Origin of the sequence: Paenibacillus sp. cl123, from assembly GCF_900101595.1 — a bacterium.
In the GTDB taxonomy this organism is placed as follows: domain Bacteria; phylum Bacillota; class Bacilli; order Paenibacillales; family NBRC-103111; genus Paenibacillus_G.
Map to the genome: position 1 here is coordinate 1 of NZ_FMYY01000023.1, position 16,710 is coordinate 16,710.

A 16,710-nucleotide genomic window follows, 5' to 3' on the forward strand; every position below is an offset into this window, starting at 1 on the left:
GAAGCGGCCTGGGCAATCGCTCGTACGAGAAACAACGGTTTATCCACGAAATTTTGGAAGATCGCATCAAGGCGTGGAAAGAAGAAAGCTTGCATTGCTGTTGCACGAACCATACTGGTCATTGCCTATAACATGCTTAAAAACAAAGAAGCTTACCTAGAAGGCGGACCAAAAAAACGAGCAAGTTAATTATTGTTACCAACTTATAGACAGGATAAACATGGACTCATTGAAATGGAGATCCCGGGCATTGTATTGCCTAAAAACAGAAAATCGCACACTCATCTGTTTAACGTATTTTCACAGAAAAACCATACACATAGGCCCAATTAGACGGCTAAAGTGTATGTACTATACGAAAAATCGTATAAAAAGCTCTGATTATCTCGTGGAAGGGGCAGAGTTGTACGGAAATTCGTACAAATTTACGGGTTCGATCTCGGCTCAGCTACGTTGCTGTGTGAAGGCTTCATGTCATCCACAATGATCAATTTGACGGAGCAGGTTAGATCGCTGCAACGCTTGGACTCTTGGGAGTCCTTAACGCCGCCGATCCCAGCCAGGACTGCCCGATTGGAAGGTTGTTGAAAAGCCCGCCGCTTCTCTCCTATAATAAAGAAGCAGAATGAAATTACGTTTCATCATATGAAACAAAATAACGGAAGTGCAGGCTGGCCAAAAACGTTCCGTCAGGAGAGTGATCCGTTTGAGCGGCGACAGCAAGGAAAGGTTTTCGAACCGGGTAGGGGATTACGTCAAATACCGGCCGAGTTATCCGGCAGAAGCGATTGACTATCTGTACAGTACGGTAGGAATGAAGCCGGGCTCGCTCATCGCCGATGTGGGAGCAGGCACGGGCATTTTCTCCAGGCTTCTGCTGGAGAGGGGCAGCGAGGTCGTAGCCGTGGAGCCGAATCAGGCGATGCGCGAGGCGGCGGACCGGGAACTGGGTTCCCACGAGCGGTACCGCTCGATTGCCGCCGCAGCGGAAGCGACGGGTTTGCCGGAGGAATCGGTTGATTTTATCGTATGCGCTCAGTCATTCCACTGGTTTGACCGCCCAGCGGCGCAGGCCGAGTTTCACCGCATTCTCAAGCCGGGCGGCAAGGCGGTGCTGATCTGGAACTCCCGGCTGACAACCGGCACTCCGTTTCTCGAAGGCTACGAGGAACTGCTTCGCCAGTACAGTACGGATTACGCGCAGATGATGCATAAAAATATTTCCCCGGAGCAGCTAAGGCAATTTTTCCGGGATCAAAATATGCGCGAGGTCAAGTTCACGAACGCCCAGCTGTTCAATCTGGAGGAGCTGATCGGACGGGCCTTGTCTTCCTCCTATGTGCCGGCCGAAGGGCAGCCGAACCATGAACCGTTGAAGCAGGGACTGGGGCGGCTGTTCGAGCGTACGAAGGAAAACGGCCGGATCAGCTTCGACTACGAGACGGAGGTTTTCTGGGGCGAGGTGTAAGCTGCCCGGATTCAGATTGAGTAAAGGAGTGCAAGAAGATGAATTATGCGCAGTTTGATCTGAAGCCGGAGGTGTCCGCTTATCTGGACCGCATAGGCTTCAAGGGTACGCCGGATCGCAGCTTGTCTACGCTCGAGGAGCTGCAGGAATGCCATCTGCACGCCGTCCCTTATGAGAACCTGGATATTGTGAGGGGCACTCCGCTTTCTCTCCAGCTGGATGATCTTATCGGGAAAATCATTCACCGCCGCCGCGGAGGTTATTGCTTTGAACTCAATGCCCTGTTTGGCTGGCTGCTTCGGGAGCTAGGCTTCGAAGTGACCGATTATGTAGCGCGCTTCTGGCGGGACGAGCCGAATCCGCCGCCGATGCGCCGTCATCATGTGCTGCGGGTGCAGGCGGACAATCGCGATTATTTATGCGATGTCGGAGTGGGCGGCATCGTCCCGCGCCGTCCGATCCTTATGGAGGAAGGGCTGGAGCAGCAGCAGGGCGAGGAATGCTATCGTCTGGACCGGGATGCGGAGTACGGTTGGCTGCTAACCGAGCTTTATCATGGGCAGTGGAGGCGAATCTATTCCTTCACCGAAGAGCGGCAGCTGCCGAAGGACTTTATCATGGCGTCTTATTGGTGCGAGCATTCGCCCGACTCCGTATTCCGGGCAGGGCCTATCGTCGCTATCCGCACGAGAGAAGGGCGGCATACGCTGGCGGGCCAGGAGTTTCGCCTTTTCACGGCACAGGGGGTACAGACATTTGTCCCCGGCTCGCAGGAGGAGTACGAAGAAGCGCTGCGGACTTATTTCGGGCTGGAGCTGGAACCGTAGTGGTTGTGTTATACGGACTGGCCACACCGTGACCAGTCCGTCTGTGCTAAGCTAGAATTCAATCAGCTCCGTATGGTCTGCATGATTCGAGTTCCATGACAGTTTAAATTTGGCCTTATCGGGACTTTGAACATATATCTCTTGTAAGTTTGCCGCTACCGTGTTTGGTTTTATTTCTTGCTCAGGCATGTTCACGGTAAAACCGTCAATGATTTGAATATTGACATGCTTGGCGGGACTTGCGCCTTTATACATTATCTGAACATTATAGTAACCGTTTCTTAACGTATCGGGGAAAACTTTAATCTCCCAATTAGCCGTTTCTTTTGAAGACTCCACGATTTTACTAATGGGTAAAGCGGGTTCAGAAGAACTCGCTTTATAGCATCCGGTTACGAATATTACGGTTGAGAAGGTAACAATTGTCAGAAACTGTTTCGAGGAAAGGTTTAGCATGTTCACAATTTTCCTCCTTAATGAAGACGATTCCTCCGCGTTTGGAAGGATTCGTCTTTTTTGCTTTCTGAACATACAACTCCCGGGCCACGCCGTCTGGTAGAGAGGAGCAGCGCCTTGATTCGAGGTTTGCGCTATGCTCCTCTTTGGAGCGTGCAGCTGCAAAATCGCTTAATACCTATTTTGCTTGCGGAACTCGGACGGGCTCATGCCCATCGTTTTGCCGAACACACGGCTGAGGTAGAAGCCGGTCTCGTAGCCGCATCTTCCCGCTATGACATCGAGCGTCCACTCCGTTGTCAGCAGCAGCCTGCATGCCTGCTTCACGCGAAACGTCGTTAAATATTGCAGCGGGTTGACGCCGTAGCTGTTTTTGAATCTGCGGATCAGCTGGACGGGCGTCATTCCGAACCGATGCGCGACATCCCGCATTTCGACTGATTCATGGGCATGGTGAGTCAAAAATATCGCGACATCGCGAATGAGTTCGTCATGATCCTGTAAAGGCCCGGTATCGGGGGATTCCATCGCCTGCTGCGCGATCATCAGCCAAATGTCCGCCAAATAGTGCTGCTTCAGCTTCTGATCATCGGAGCCAAAGGATAGCTGTTGATCCGCCTGCCTCAAGCTGGCATAATTTTCGGACAATCGCCGGACCTGCGGCAGCCTTATTTTCCGTTGCTCCAAAAGAGGCAAAAGCTGCTGCGGCACTCCCTCTGGGAGGGTGAACGTAATCGAATGAAAGCTTAAAGGCGTTAGCACTTTTCGATGAAAAGCAATCTGGGGCGGGCACACGACCACTTCTCCGAACTCGGCCACTCCGTAATTTTTTCCTATCTGGTATTCAAATTTTCCTTCCTCCACCGCAAAAAGGACCCAAGTCACATAGGTATCCGCTTCCATTAAGAAATTACCTTTTTTGAGCCAGTAAATATGATACACTATTTCAGGCCAGCCTGCGGGCATCTCGCATCACCTCGTCGGACATGTAATTTTGGATATGCTAAAAGAAATTTTATGAATTCAAATACCGAAAGGATGGTTGTAATATGTAATTAAAGATATCATAGCATGCAAAGGAGTCAAGGGATATGGGGAAGAACGATATAAAAATATTGGATGCGGATGTTCTGATCGCAGGCGGCGGGATGACAGGGGTGGCGGCTGCATTGGCGGCGGCACGCAACGGAGCCCGGGTCATTTTATGCCAGGACCGTTCCGTTCTTGGCGGAAACGCCTCGTCTGAGATCCGCATGAATATATCCGGCGCGTCCACCATCGGGAAGGAGTTGGAGACGGAGCGCAGAGAGACCGGCATTATCGAGGAAATCATGTTAGAATGCGCGGTCAGAAATCCGCAGCGGAGCGCAAGTATGCTGGATTTGATTCTGTATGAGAAATGCCGCGCCGAACCGAATCTGACGTTGCTGCTGAATACGACGGTTGTTGCTGCCGAGGTCGAAAATTCCCGTATTCGCTCCGTTTACGCGGTGAGAGAAAGCACGGAAGACAGTTTTACGATTCGTGCCGACATTTTTGCGGACTGTACGGGCGACGGCAGGCTGGGGGTTGAAGCGGGGGCTGCTTTTACGACTGGCCGCGAGGCTGCCGGGGAATATGACGAGTCCGGCGCAAGCCAGAACAGGGACTCCTACCGTCTCGGCTCCTCTCTTTTGTTCACATCGAAGGATATGGGGCGTCCGATGCCGTTTACTCCGCCGATATGGGCACGCAAGTTTACGGAGGAGGATTTGCAGTTTAGGGACCACAACGCCTGGGATTTCGGGTATTGGTGGGTGGAATTCGGCGGCACGCTGGATACGATCAAGGATAACGAGCATATCCGCGACGAGCTGCTGGCGATCATGCTGGGGGTATGGGATCACATCAAAAACAGCGGCAATCACCCCGATTCGGAAAATTGGGCCCTGGATTGGTTCGGTTTTCTTCCGGGAAAAAGAGAGTCCAGAAGATTTATCGGCGAGCACGTGCTGACCCAAAACGATATTCAGCAGGCCGTTGATTTCGATGATGTAATCGCTTACGGCGGCTGGTCGATGGATACGCATCCTCCCCAAGGTATCGATGCGAAGGACGAGCAGCCGTGCAATCAGCCGTTTACGCCTTATTTGTACAACATTCCGCTGCGTTCGATGATCAGCAAGAACATATCGAATCTGATGTTCGCCGGCCGTAATTTATCGGCTACCCATATCGCTTTCTCCAGCACCAGGGTGATGGCGACGTGCGCGGTAATGGGAGAAGGGCTTGGAACCTTCGCGGCAACGGCGGTGAAGCGCAAGATGCCGCTGGAACAAGCGTGGCGCGAAAGCGGTGTCGTGAATGAGGCTCAGCAGCAATTGCTTCGGCAGGGTGCTTTTTTGCCCGGCATGATGCTGAAAGGAAATCTCGCGAAGCTTGCCCGAATTTCGGCATCGTCCGAACAAAAGCAAGGGAAATGCGAAAATGTTGCGGACGGACATACTCGCGCGGTTCATGGGGAGAAGGGGGTACGGCCCGACTTGACGACAACGGGCACGCATCGCTGGATGTCCGAACCGGGAGACGACAATCCTTGGCTGGAGCTGCAATGGGAGGAGCCGGTAACGGTTTCCCGGATTACGGTCGTTCTGGATACCGGGCTTCACCGCTTGCTCATGCTGTGTCATTTGGGCGCGATTCAAAAGTATATGCAGTGGGGGCGGCCGCAAGCCGAAACGCTGAAGGAGTTTAAGCTGGTCGCGTTTGATGGGCGCGAAACGACGGAAATCGCACATGTCAAGGATAATTTCCAGCGCATGATACATCTTCCGGTCACGTTGAAGGGTTTGAAAACGCTCCGTCTAGAGGTCATCTCTACGAACGGTTTGGACCATGCGCGGGTGGTTGAAATCGTTTGTGAATAACGCCGCTTGCGCAAGGGTCCTCAGGAGGAGAATGAGATGAATAACAGCAAACTCAGTCCTACATGGCTGTATATGAGAAGAAACAAGTGGCTGTATTTCTTGCTTATACCGGGGTTTGTATATCTGTTTATTTTCAAGTACATTCCGATGTTCGGCATTGTTATTGCGTTCCAGGAGTTCAATTTGGTGAAAGGCATAACGGGAAGCGAATGGGTCGGCTTCGAAAATTTCCGGTATCTTTTCCAGTCGGACGATTTCTTCATGATTTTACGAAACTCGTTAATTATTAGCTTCTATCAAGTTTTATTCGGATTTCCTGCACCGATCATACTGGCCATTCTGTTGAACGAAATGCGGAATCTGCTGTTCAAAAGAGTCGCCCAGACGGTGCTGTATTTGCCCCACTTCATATCGTGGGTAGTCATATCCGGCATCATAATCAACATGCTGTCTCCCTCGTCAGGCTGGGTCAACCGGCTGATCGTCGATTTCGGCGGGGAGCCTATTCATTTCCTGCTTAAGCCCGAATATTTCCGGACGATACTGGTTTCCGCGGAAATATGGAAGGAGCTCGGGTGGGGAACGATTATTTACCTGGCCGCGCTTACGTCCGTGGACCCGGCCCTTTATGAATCGGCTACGATCGACGGGGCAAACCGTGTACAAAAAATATGGTATATTTCGCTTCCCGGCATAGCGGCCACGATCATCATTATTTTGATATTGCGGGTCGGAAGCGTATTGGATATCGGCTTCGAGCAAATATTTTTGCTGTACAATCCGGCTACCTACCAAGTGGCGGATGTTTTTGAAACCTATACGTATCGGGTCGGTTTATTGGAAGGAAGGCTCTCTTTTACGGCGGCCGTCGGTTTGTTCAAGTCGGTAGTCGGACTTATTATGATCGTATTTGCCAACCGGATTGCACGATTATTCGGAAAGTCGTTATGGTAGGAGGTGATCAAAAGGAATATGCACAAAAGAATCGAGCTGTTTGACATCGCAATCTATCTCATCGTGTCCTTGATTTGTGTGGTCATGCTGTACCCTCTTCTGAACGTTGCCGCGGTTTCGGTCAGCTCGCATACCGCGTATATGCAAAACCCGATGCGCATATGGCCGAGCGAAATATCGTTCGACGCCTACAAGGAAATCCTGTCGCATCCCGTACTTGCCAGAAGCTATCTGAATACGTTTATTGTCACCGTCAGCGGCGTGGCGTTAGGCATTTTTCTGTACATCATCACGGCGTATCCGCTCAGCAAAACGCATCTGAAAGGCAGAGCGATTCTGATCAATTTGGTCATCTTCACGATGCTGTTCAACGGCGGACTCATTCCGAACTTTTATTTGATTCGCTCGCTCGGGATGCTGGATACGCTGGCGGCACTCGTGTTTCCCAGTTTGTTCTCCGCGTTCAGCTTGATCTTGATGGTCAATTTCATGCAAAACATTCCGGAGGAGCTGGAGGAAGCCGCAAAAATGGACGGCGCCTCCGAGCCGTACATTTTGTTCAAAATCATCGTTCCGCTTTCCATGCCGATTATCGCCACATTGACGCTGTTCGCGGCGGTAGGCTACTGGAACAGCTTTTTCTCGGCGATCATCTACATCCGCAGCGTGGAAAACTGGCCGTTGATGCTGTTTTTGCGGGAGGTCATAGTAGGCGCCCAAATGCTGCAAATTTCTGCGGGGGGCAACAGCGCCGAGATCGGCAATATGAACGTCATGCCGGAGAAGCTGAAATACGCGACGATCATGATCGTCATGCTTCCGATATTGTCGGTGTATCCGTTCCTGCAGCGGTTTTTTGTCAAAGGAATTATGCTGGGGTCCGTAAAAGGTTGATCCTATGGCCCTTGTCATAGACAAACATTCAAAGGGAGGCAGAAAAAATGATTAAAAAAGTATTGGCGGGGATAGGGGCTGCGGTGCTGCTCGCCGGAGTTACCGCATGCGCAAGCAAAGACAAGCCGGCAGACGCCGACGATCCAAAGCCGTCGGCGTCGTCTGAACCCTCCAAATCCAAAGTAAGCATGAAGATTATGGGCAATTTTGCATCCTCCAACCTGTCGGAGACGGACAAACTGCTTGTTCAATCCATCGAGAAAGCAACGAATACGGAGATCAAATTCGACATACCGCCGGCGACCGGCTACACCGAGCGGCTTCAACTATCGCTGACAACGGGCGATTACCCCGACGTTGTCTGGTTTCCGAGTCCCAACGATGCCGCCTTTTTGAAAGCGCTTAAGGACGGCGTTATCCTTCCGATCGATGACTATCTGAAAAACGCCGAGAACATTAAAAAATATTCGTATGACGTCTCTTGGGACGCCTTGCGGGTCAACAACGACGGCAAAATTTACGGCATTCCGCGCACGACCGTTATTCGCTCCGACGGATACTGGCTCCGAAAAGACTGGCTCGATAAATTGAATATCAAGCTTCCGGATAACAACGAAATTACGCTGGATCAGATGATCGAGATCATGCGCAAATTTTCCAAGGAAGATCCGGACGGCAATGGAAAGCATGATACGTACGGGTTTGGAACGGCCGCAGGCGTTGATAAATCGATGAAGCCGATTTTCCAAAACGAGCTCGGTCTGTATGGCTGGCAAAAGTCCAGCGGCGGAGAGTACAGCTATATGAATCCCCAATACGATTTGAGCTCCGATCAATATACGAAGGCACTGGAGTTATCGGCCAAGCTGTTCAAGGAAGGGTTGATCGATCCGGATTCGCCTTCGATCGACGGCACTAAAACGCTGGAGCGGTTTCAAAGCGGCAAAACGGGTGCAATCGACGGGTTTGCAGGTCATTACGAAACCTTCCTGAATGCCGGTAAAAAAATCAATCCGAAGTTCGAGCTTGCCTATGTATTCGTGAAGAACGAGCAGGGCGAGATGAAGGGACTGGGACAAGGAACGGGGTTGTGGGGCTTCTGGGCGATAACGCGCAACGCGAAGGACCCGCAAAGAGTAGTCAACGTATTCGACTACATGCTGTCGGACAAAGGCTGGGAGACGATCTACACCGGCGTGGAAGGGCATGATTACAAGGTGGAAAACAACAAGCGCACTTATGTGGAGCCGCCGCTGGAAACCTTCGTCCGCAAAAATATGGTTCGCCGCGCCAACGATTACATGTTCTTCATCAACCCGGCTATGTCGGAGGAGCTCAAGCAGAAGCTCGTGCCGAATATCGAGAAGGCCGTAAAAAGAATCGTGATGTCCAAGGACCGCGATTTTACCCCCGCGATCGCAAAGACGCCGCCTTACCTGGACTTCAACAAAAAGTTTAGCGAAGTGACGACCAAAATCATTATCGGCGATGCGCAGCCGTCCGAGTACAAGAAGGTGCTGCAGGACTGGAATACGAAGTTCGGCAAAACGTATCTGAAGGAAATGAACGATTATATCGCCCAAATGGAAAGCAAGAAGTAATACGAAAGGATGTTGGCACTCTCGTCTCGCAGTAAGGCGGGTTAAACATCCTCTACCAGGAATAAAACCATAAAAATTTGGCCCGCAGGCCAAGCCTCCCGGATGCTCATTCCGGGAGGCTTCCAAACCTGACCCAGGATGATAAGCAGCAGGCTGTCGATTTTACTGATGTAAACGTTTACATTTCGTGCTGGATACCTATCCTTCCCGGGGCATCGGCGCGAAAAACCTTGAATCATTAGGAAAGGGAGTTGATTAACTTGAAATTAAAGCAATTTCTTTGCTGGGGGATGATTATAGCGCTGTTGTTTTCTTTCGTTCCCTCGAGTTTGGCTGACAATGACTCAACCGGTTTACCCGAGGGGACTGGCATGGAAGCTTTGCACAACGTGATGAATGTTACGTATTCTGACCTCGTATTGGTCGAGAACGGAATCGCGAAGTCTACGATTATTGTTTCGCCAAGTGCAACCGAACCGGAACAGAAGGCAGCACAGGAACTCCAGGACTACATAAAACAAATATCCGAAGCGGAGTTGCCTGTTGTCAACAATCCCGCCGATGTGGCCGGAATCAAGATCTATATTGGAAGTGCCGCCCCAAGCCCCCACAAGGAGGCAATCCGGGCCGCGGGAGATGAACCCGACGCCTTCCGGCTGCATGTTGATCAGGAGGCTATCCAGTTGGTGGGATTGGAGGATAATGACAAAGGAAGTCTTTATGCCGTTTACGAGCTCCTCGAGCAACTCGGCGTACGGTGGTTCATGCCCGGCAATATCGGAACGGTCATTCCGGATCTGACAACCATTGCAGTCCGTTATCAGGACACCATCCAGCACCCGGGTCTTTCTTTCCGTTTTTTCCAGGCTGCTGCGCCATACTTATGGGCTACCGGAATGCCGATGGGGGTCAATCTGGAAGAGGCTGCACCCTGGGTCGAGCATGTACGCCTGAATCAGAAGACAGTAGGCGCGCATGAATTGTTGAGTGCTCCTCCTTCGCGAACAACACGCGCGGATCTGTATCTGCCCAACGCCGACGGAACACCGTCGATCCACCTCGACGTGACCAAGCCGGAGGTGCTGGATCTTGTCGTAGCAGAGTCGCTTGCAAAATTGCAGAAAAATCCCAATCTTGAATATTTGAGTATGGGACCAAGCGACGGACATGTGCTGGTACTCAAGCCGGACTCCGAATGGGACGGGGACGATCGGGATGTATTAACAGGAGCATTATCAACGACGGATCGCTATATCAAATTTTTTAATCTTGTTTTGGAGAGGCTTGGACAAGAAGGCTATCAAGATGTGAACATTGTTTTCTACGCCTATAACACTTACTACAATCCGCCCGTACGGTGGACGCCAAATCAACGAATCATACCGATGATTGCTTCTCTCACCCTGGATCGGATCCATAGCATCGGAAATCCGCTTGCCTGGGAACGTAATTATCTAAAAGAAGTTATCGACGGCTGGAATAAAGTAAGTCCTACGGTGATGATCTATGACTATCTGTATAACCCGGCCGATCCGGGCTTGCCTGTTTCACTGGCAGAGAGAGTAGGCACAGAATACAAGTATTTCAAGGATCATGGTGTTGTAGGGATACGCGCCGAGACTACGCCGGAGTGGGGGTATGGCGGCCTGGGACTTTATCTGGCAGCCAAGATGATGTGGAACCCCGATCTGGATGTGAAAGCTTTGCGGGAGGACTACTTTACAAAGTTTTATGGGCCTGCGGCAGCGCCGATGGAGGAGCATTTTGACATCTTGGAAAATGCTTTTGCAAAAGCGGATTATTCTGCCGGAAACATGTATGATTTTCCACACATTTTGACCGATGAAGTCATGCAAGAGATGGCACGAACACTTGGGGAAGCGAAGGCGAGGGTGGCATCTGATTCGGTATATGCCAAACGGATCGATATGATCAGCATCGCTTATGGTTTCAGTGAAAACTTCCTTGACATGCTCAAGCAGTTCAACCGTTTTCACTTTGATGCGGCAAAGGAAAAGCTCAATAACGTTTATAGCTTCAGGGAACAGGCTGTTCTTCACTCCCCTGCGATTTTAAGCAGCTATAAATCCTATACCTATGTAGAGTGGTTTTTTGACAGGATGGTAAATGGAGGAAAACAACGGACTAGCAATGGAAACCGGCTGGTCGCTGAGCTGCCGGACGAATGGAATGTCAAGCTGTTCCCCAATGCGTCCGGGGTTGACCTGGGGCTTTGGAAGCCCGGCTTGGGAACGGAATCCTGGAGGAAGCTGAAAACCTATTCAGAGACCTGGTCCGCTCAAGGACTTCGTTATTACAAGGGACATGCCTGGTACCGGACAACGGTAGACATTGCTCAGGAATTCGACACAGGCAAGCCAATTAGGCTCTGGTTCAGCAGTATCGATGAGACAGCCAGAGTCTGGATGAATGGCAAAGAGCTGTCATTGGTGCAGAAGGGTACGGGTCTGACCAAGCCCTGGGAATTCGACGCTACGCCGGCCGTTAAATTCGGCAAGCCCAATTTGATCGTTGTTGATGTGCGCAATGAAGACATAGATGAGCTGGGTACCGGGGGGATCATGGGTCCTGCCATGCTCTGGCAGGTCAATACGGAACTGGATTATCTCCCGCCTGCAGATGTGAAGAACTTGAAGGCTGCGCACATCCCCGGCACCGACACCGTGAAATTAACCTGGGATATACCCGCAGATAATAAGGGAGTTACAGGATATCAGCTGGAAATACTGAACCGCGAGAGCGTAGGGGGAGTGCTGGGATCGGTTATAACTGCGACAAATGAATATATCGACACTGGAATGAAACCCGGCATGGAACGCAGGTACAGGGTAAAGGCAATCGATGCCGGTGGAAATAAATCGGTTAACTATAGCGCATACGCACGCGTAACCATGAATCCGCCATCAACGGTGACTGGGTTGAAGGTTCAGCAAATCTCCGTCGACAAGGTATATATCAGCTGGAATCCATCTACCGTTTATGAAGATTTCCAAATTGCCGGGTATAGTCTGGAAGTGCTGAACCAGAATCCTCCGGGGGGAGTGCTTGAAACGATCAAAACGACAACGAATGCGCATACCCTCAGCGGACTGCAGCCTGGTATGACACGCAGGTTCAGGGTGAAGGCAATCGATACGGCCGGAAATATGTCTGCTGACTATAGCGCTGTCGTGCAGGTAACCCTCTCGGCAAATGTAACGCCTGTCGCCCCACCCGCAGCCCCAACGGGTTTAAAATCTGAAGAGATCGCTAACGGTGCGATGAACCCAAGCCGGACTGTTACCGAATCTGTTTACGGAATGTAAGTCCAAATGACCTCCTAAATTAGTGATAAAAGGAGTTGAGTATCTTGACAAGAAAGCTTTTTCTTTGCTGGGGGCTAATCATTGCACTCTTGTTTTCTTCGGTGCCCCAGGTTTTGGCTGCAAATGCCCCGACCGGTTTCACGCAGGGAAATACCATGTTAAATGATACGGGTCCTAAGCTCGTATTGGTCGAGAACGGAGAATCCCGCTCCACTATCATCATGTCGCAACATGCAACCGAATATGAAAAGAAGGCGATGCAGGAGCTCAAGCACTATATTCGGCAAATATCCGGAGCGGAGCTTCCTGTTGCCGAGGACTCGGCCGAGGTGCAGGGAACAAAGATCTATATCGGAGGTGCCGCTCCAGACCTTGATGCAGCTAAGGCTGCAATCCGTGCCCAAGGAAATGAACCCGATTCATTCCGGTTGTATGTGGAGGAGGGAGTCATTCAATTGGCAGGCTTGGATGACAACGACAAAGGAAGCCTTTATGCCGCTTACGAGCTCCTGGAGCAAATAGGTGTGCGGTGGTTCATGCCCGGTGATATCGGAACCGTAGTTCCGTCTATGCCTGCAATTGCGGTCGATTATCAAGACACGATCCAGCACCCGGGCTTTCATTTCCGCTTTTTGCAGGCTGTTGCGCCCTATGTCGCTGGCGCCGGTTTGCCGGTGGGCGTCAATCTGACAGAAGGTACGCCCTGGGTGGAGCATGTGCGTCTGAATCAGAAAACCCTGGGGAATCATGGCCTGCTGATTACATCACCAACGAATAAAGAACGCCCTGATTTATTTCTGCCCGATGCCAAAGGAAATCCGACCGGACAATACGATGTGACCAAGCCGGAGGTGCTGAACCTTGTTGTGGCGGAGGCAATCCGAAGGTTGGAAGCAGACCCCAAGCTTGAATTTCTGAGAATGGGACCCAATGACGGACCTGTAGGGGTACTCCATCCTAACCCTGAGTGGGACGGGGATTTGAAGGGGGCCATACATGGAGGAACCTTATCGTTAACGGATCGTTATGTGAAATTTTTTAATCTTGTTTTGGAGAAGCTTGACGCTGCCGGCTATCATGATGTGAAAATTTCTTTCTACGCCTACGACGAGTATTATTATCCGCCGGTAAGGCATATGCCGGATCCCAGGCTAGTCCCGATCATCGCTTCGATCAGAACGGATAGAATGAAAAGCATTGAAAATCCGCTTTCGTGGGAGAGGCAGCATATCAAAGACCTGATTGACGGCTGGAGAAGGGTAAGTCCTGACGTCATGATCTATGATTATCTTTATAACCTTGCCGATCCGGGACTGCCTTTTTCCCTGGCAGAAAGAATAGGCACGGAATACAAATATTTTAAAGATCAGGGTATTATCGGCATACGCGGCGAAGCTCTGCCGGCGTGGGGATATCATGGACCGGGGCTCTATTTGGCAGCCAAGATGATGTGGAACCCCGATCTGGATGTGGGAGCTTTGCTGGAGGACTATTTTACAAAGTTTTATGGACCTGCCGCAGAGCCGATGAAGAGGCATTTCAAAGCTTTGGAGGATGCTTTTGCCAAAGCAGATTATTATGCGGGAAGTATCCATGATGTTCAACATATTTTGACCGGCAATGTCATGCAGGCGATGGAGCAGTCGCTAACGGAAGCGGAGCATGCGGCGCAAGGGGCATCCGATCCGGTATATGCCAGACGGGTCAATATGGTGCGTGTTGCTTTTAGCTTTGGCGACAGCTTCCTTCAGATGAAGGAACGGATTAACAGCTTTGAGTTTGTTGAAGCAAAGGGAATATTTGATCAAATCTCTAAAATAAGAGAAAAGGCTGTTACCCACTCTCCTGTTATTCTCAACACCCTGGCCTCTTATAATTATACAGATTGGTTCTTTGATAAAATCACAACCCAGGGAAGTCAACGTCTCAGCGATGGAAACCGAATGGTTGCCAAGCTGCCGGACGAATGGGATGTTATACTGTTTCCAAATAGTTCCGGGGATAAATTGGGGCTCTGGAAACCCGGGGTGGGAACGGAATCCTGGATGAAGCTGAAAACGTATTCGGAGTCCTGGTCCGATCAGGGGATTGGTTATTACAAAGGACATGCCTGGTACAGAACAACGGTTGATGTTGGCTCGGAGTTTCATACAGGAAAACCGATTCGGCTTTGGTTCAGCGGTATCGATGAGACAGCCAGGGTCTGGATGAATGGTATAGAGCTGAGTTTGTCAGCGAATGGCAAGGGCAATGCGATGATGAAGCCGTGGGAGTTTGACGCCACGCCGGCCATTAAATTTGGCGAATCCAATTTGATTGTTGTGGATGTGGGGAATGAAAGTCTGGATGAGCTTGGTACCGGGGGGATAACGGGGCCTGCCATGCTTTGGCAGGTCAATACGGAATTGGATATGATATCGCCGACGCCTCCGGAGAATTTGAAAGCCGAGCAAATCTCGGGGAATGAAGTGCGTTTAAGCTGGTCACCGGCCACTGATAACGTAGGTGTTGTCGCCTATATGCTGGAGGTGTTGAACCCTGCATCCATAGGAGGGATTAACGGAACGGTCAGAACGGATTCGACAACCTATATTCACACCGGACTGGAACCCTTGGAACGCAGGTATAGGGTAAAGGCCATCGATGCTGCCGGAAATATATCCGGGATTAAGGATGTAGTGACTATAAAAATGACACCGGTTGACGATACCTACACGGTTACCTTCAACAGCAATGGAGGCAACGGGGTAGCAGCGATTACCGATGTCACAAGCGGCAGTGCAATCCAAGCACCGACGCTGCCTGTCAGAGAAGGATATACGTTTGCCGGATGGTACAAGGATGAAGGGCTCGAAACAGCATGGAATTTTACGACAGATGTCGTGACCGGTGATGTAACACTATATGCAAAGTGGACGGCGGAGGAGACGGCAAATCCGGGACCGACACCGACACCGGCGCCAATACCGATACCGACACCGGTGCCTGCAACGAAGGTTGTGGACGGGCAGGCAACAACGACGATACCTGCAAAGCCCGCGACGGATACAACGAAAAAGGCTATAGCGCCAATATCTGATAAACAATTGGAGGATGCAATCGCAAAGACTGCGGCTGAGGCGGCCAAGCAGGGTACCGGGATAGAAACAACAGTTAAAATCGAAGTGAATGCGGGCAACGACGCCACAACCGCAGGTGTCAGCCTGACCCATGCAGCTTTGAAAGCATTCGTAGTTAGCAATGTGGATTCCCTGGTCATTTCTACCCCCTTCGGAACTATGACCTTTGATAAAAAAGCTGCGGAGGGCATGGTAAAGCAGTTGGCGGGCACCATTACGATGACTGCCACGAAGGTTGAAGCATCAGAGTTGACGTCCGAAATGCGGAATAAGGTCGGAGACAGACCGTTTGTGAGCTTTGATGTGGCTGGCAGGGAAAAGGAGATCGTACATTTTGACGGAAAAGTGGAAATAACCATTCCTTATAAACATAAGGCAGACGAAAATCCAAATGCAATTGTAGCTTATATCGTTAACGCGGCAGGGAAGCTTGAAATAGTGACCAATTCCCTATATGACCCGGGAACAGGAACACTGACTTTCCAGGTAGAAGAGGCCTCGAAGTTTGCAGTCGCATATAACAAGGCGGACTTTACCGATGTGGCAGAGGGTGTATGGTACTATGATGCAGTAACCTTTGCGGCGGCAAGGGGAATCACCACAGGAGTGGGCCATGGAAACTTCGGCGGGACTGACCGTGTAACCAGAGCGCAAGCCCTGGTCATGATTATGAGAGCCTTTGGCATCAGTCCGAACGAAAACATCGCAAACAATTTCGACGATGCAGGGAACGCCTATTACACCGGGTACCTTGCTGAGGCAAAGAAACAGGGAATTGCCAGCGGCGTGGGCGACAACAAATTCGACCCCGACAGACAGGTGACCCGGCAGGAATTGCTCGTATTGGTATATAACACGCTTCAGAACATAAATGAATTGCCGGCAGCAGGCGATGACAGAAATTTGGAGCAATTCAAGGATGCCGGGAAAGTTGCCGATTATGCAAATCAGGCCATTCAACTGTTTGTGAAAGCCGGAATTATCGCCGGAACCAATGGCAGCATCCTGCCTGAGGATTCGGCAAGCAGAGCGCAATTTGTGCAGATACTCTACAACATCATGGCTAAATAAAACCAAGCTGGGACAACGGGGCAATTGTGAGCATGTGACTATTGCCCTGTTGCCGCTATACATGCGAAAAATCATAGAGTTTTTAGGG

General features: G+C 50.7%; 10 protein-coding genes and 1 pseudogene. 9 read left to right on the top strand and 2 right to left on the bottom strand.

Features of this window, described 5'->3' with window-relative positions; translation table 11 throughout:
• From BLR08_RS31500 to BLR08_RS24965, 3 genes and pseudogenes are all read left to right on the top strand, one after another.
• A pseudogene (locus BLR08_RS31500) lies at positions 1-189 on the top strand (IS110 family transposase); the annotation flags it as partial.
• Positions 190-706: 517 nt separating this feature from the next.
• A complete protein-coding gene (locus BLR08_RS24960) occupies positions 707-1,468 on the top strand; it encodes a class I SAM-dependent methyltransferase (protein WP_072336484.1) in 762 nt (253 codons plus the stop codon).
• Positions 1,469-1,506: 38 nt separating this feature from the next.
• On the top strand, positions 1,507-2,295 hold the full coding sequence (locus BLR08_RS24965; RefSeq protein WP_072336487.1) for an arylamine N-acetyltransferase family protein: 789 nt from the start codon (positions 1,507-1,509) through the stop codon (positions 2,293-2,295).
• 51 nt (positions 2,296-2,346) lie between these two features.
• Here the strand turns inward: BLR08_RS24965 and BLR08_RS24970 are convergent, their stop codons facing one another.
• Positions 2,347-2,757, bottom strand: coding sequence for a hypothetical protein (locus BLR08_RS24970; protein WP_143014451.1), 411 nt, complete (start codon positions 2,755-2,757; stop codon positions 2,347-2,349).
• 165 nt (positions 2,758-2,922) lie between these two features.
• On the bottom strand, positions 2,923-3,399 hold the full coding sequence (locus BLR08_RS31300; protein ID WP_177314006.1) for a helix-turn-helix domain-containing protein: 477 nt from the start codon (positions 3,397-3,399) through the stop codon (positions 2,923-2,925).
• 443 nt (positions 3,400-3,842) lie between these two features.
• On the opposite strand from BLR08_RS31300, the gene BLR08_RS24980 reads away from it, so the two are divergent.
• The 6 genes from BLR08_RS24980 (at position 3,843) to BLR08_RS25005 (ending at position 16,622) form a co-directional block, all read left to right on the top strand.
• Positions 3,843-5,657, top strand: coding sequence for an FAD-dependent oxidoreductase (locus BLR08_RS24980; protein ID WP_072336496.1), 1,815 nt, complete (start codon positions 3,843-3,845; stop codon positions 5,655-5,657).
• 36 nt (positions 5,658-5,693) lie between these two features.
• Entirely contained in the window at positions 5,694-6,611 is a 918-nt protein-coding gene (locus tag BLR08_RS24985; RefSeq protein ID WP_256257769.1) for an ABC transporter permease, read from the top strand.
• 18 nt (positions 6,612-6,629) lie between these two features.
• Positions 6,630-7,505: a carbohydrate ABC transporter permease gene (locus tag BLR08_RS24990; protein WP_072336499.1), complete on the top strand. Its 876-nt coding sequence runs from the start codon at positions 6,630-6,632 to the stop codon at positions 7,503-7,505.
• Between the two features lie 47 nt (positions 7,506-7,552).
• Positions 7,553-9,106, top strand: a complete 1,554-nt coding sequence (locus BLR08_RS24995; protein WP_072336502.1) for an extracellular solute-binding protein — start codon at positions 7,553-7,555, stop codon at positions 9,104-9,106.
• A gap of 260 nt (positions 9,107-9,366) precedes the next feature.
• The gene (locus tag BLR08_RS25000; RefSeq protein WP_072336505.1) at positions 9,367-12,432 is read left to right on the top strand and encodes a DUF4838 domain-containing protein; all 3,066 of its coding nucleotides are present in this window, start codon (positions 9,367-9,369) and stop codon (positions 12,430-12,432) included.
• A 44-nt stretch (positions 12,433-12,476) separates the two neighbouring features.
• Positions 12,477-16,622, top strand: coding sequence for a DUF4838 domain-containing protein (locus BLR08_RS25005; protein ID WP_143014452.1), 4,146 nt, complete (start codon positions 12,477-12,479; stop codon positions 16,620-16,622).
• Positions 16,623-16,710: the final 88 nt, after the last annotated feature.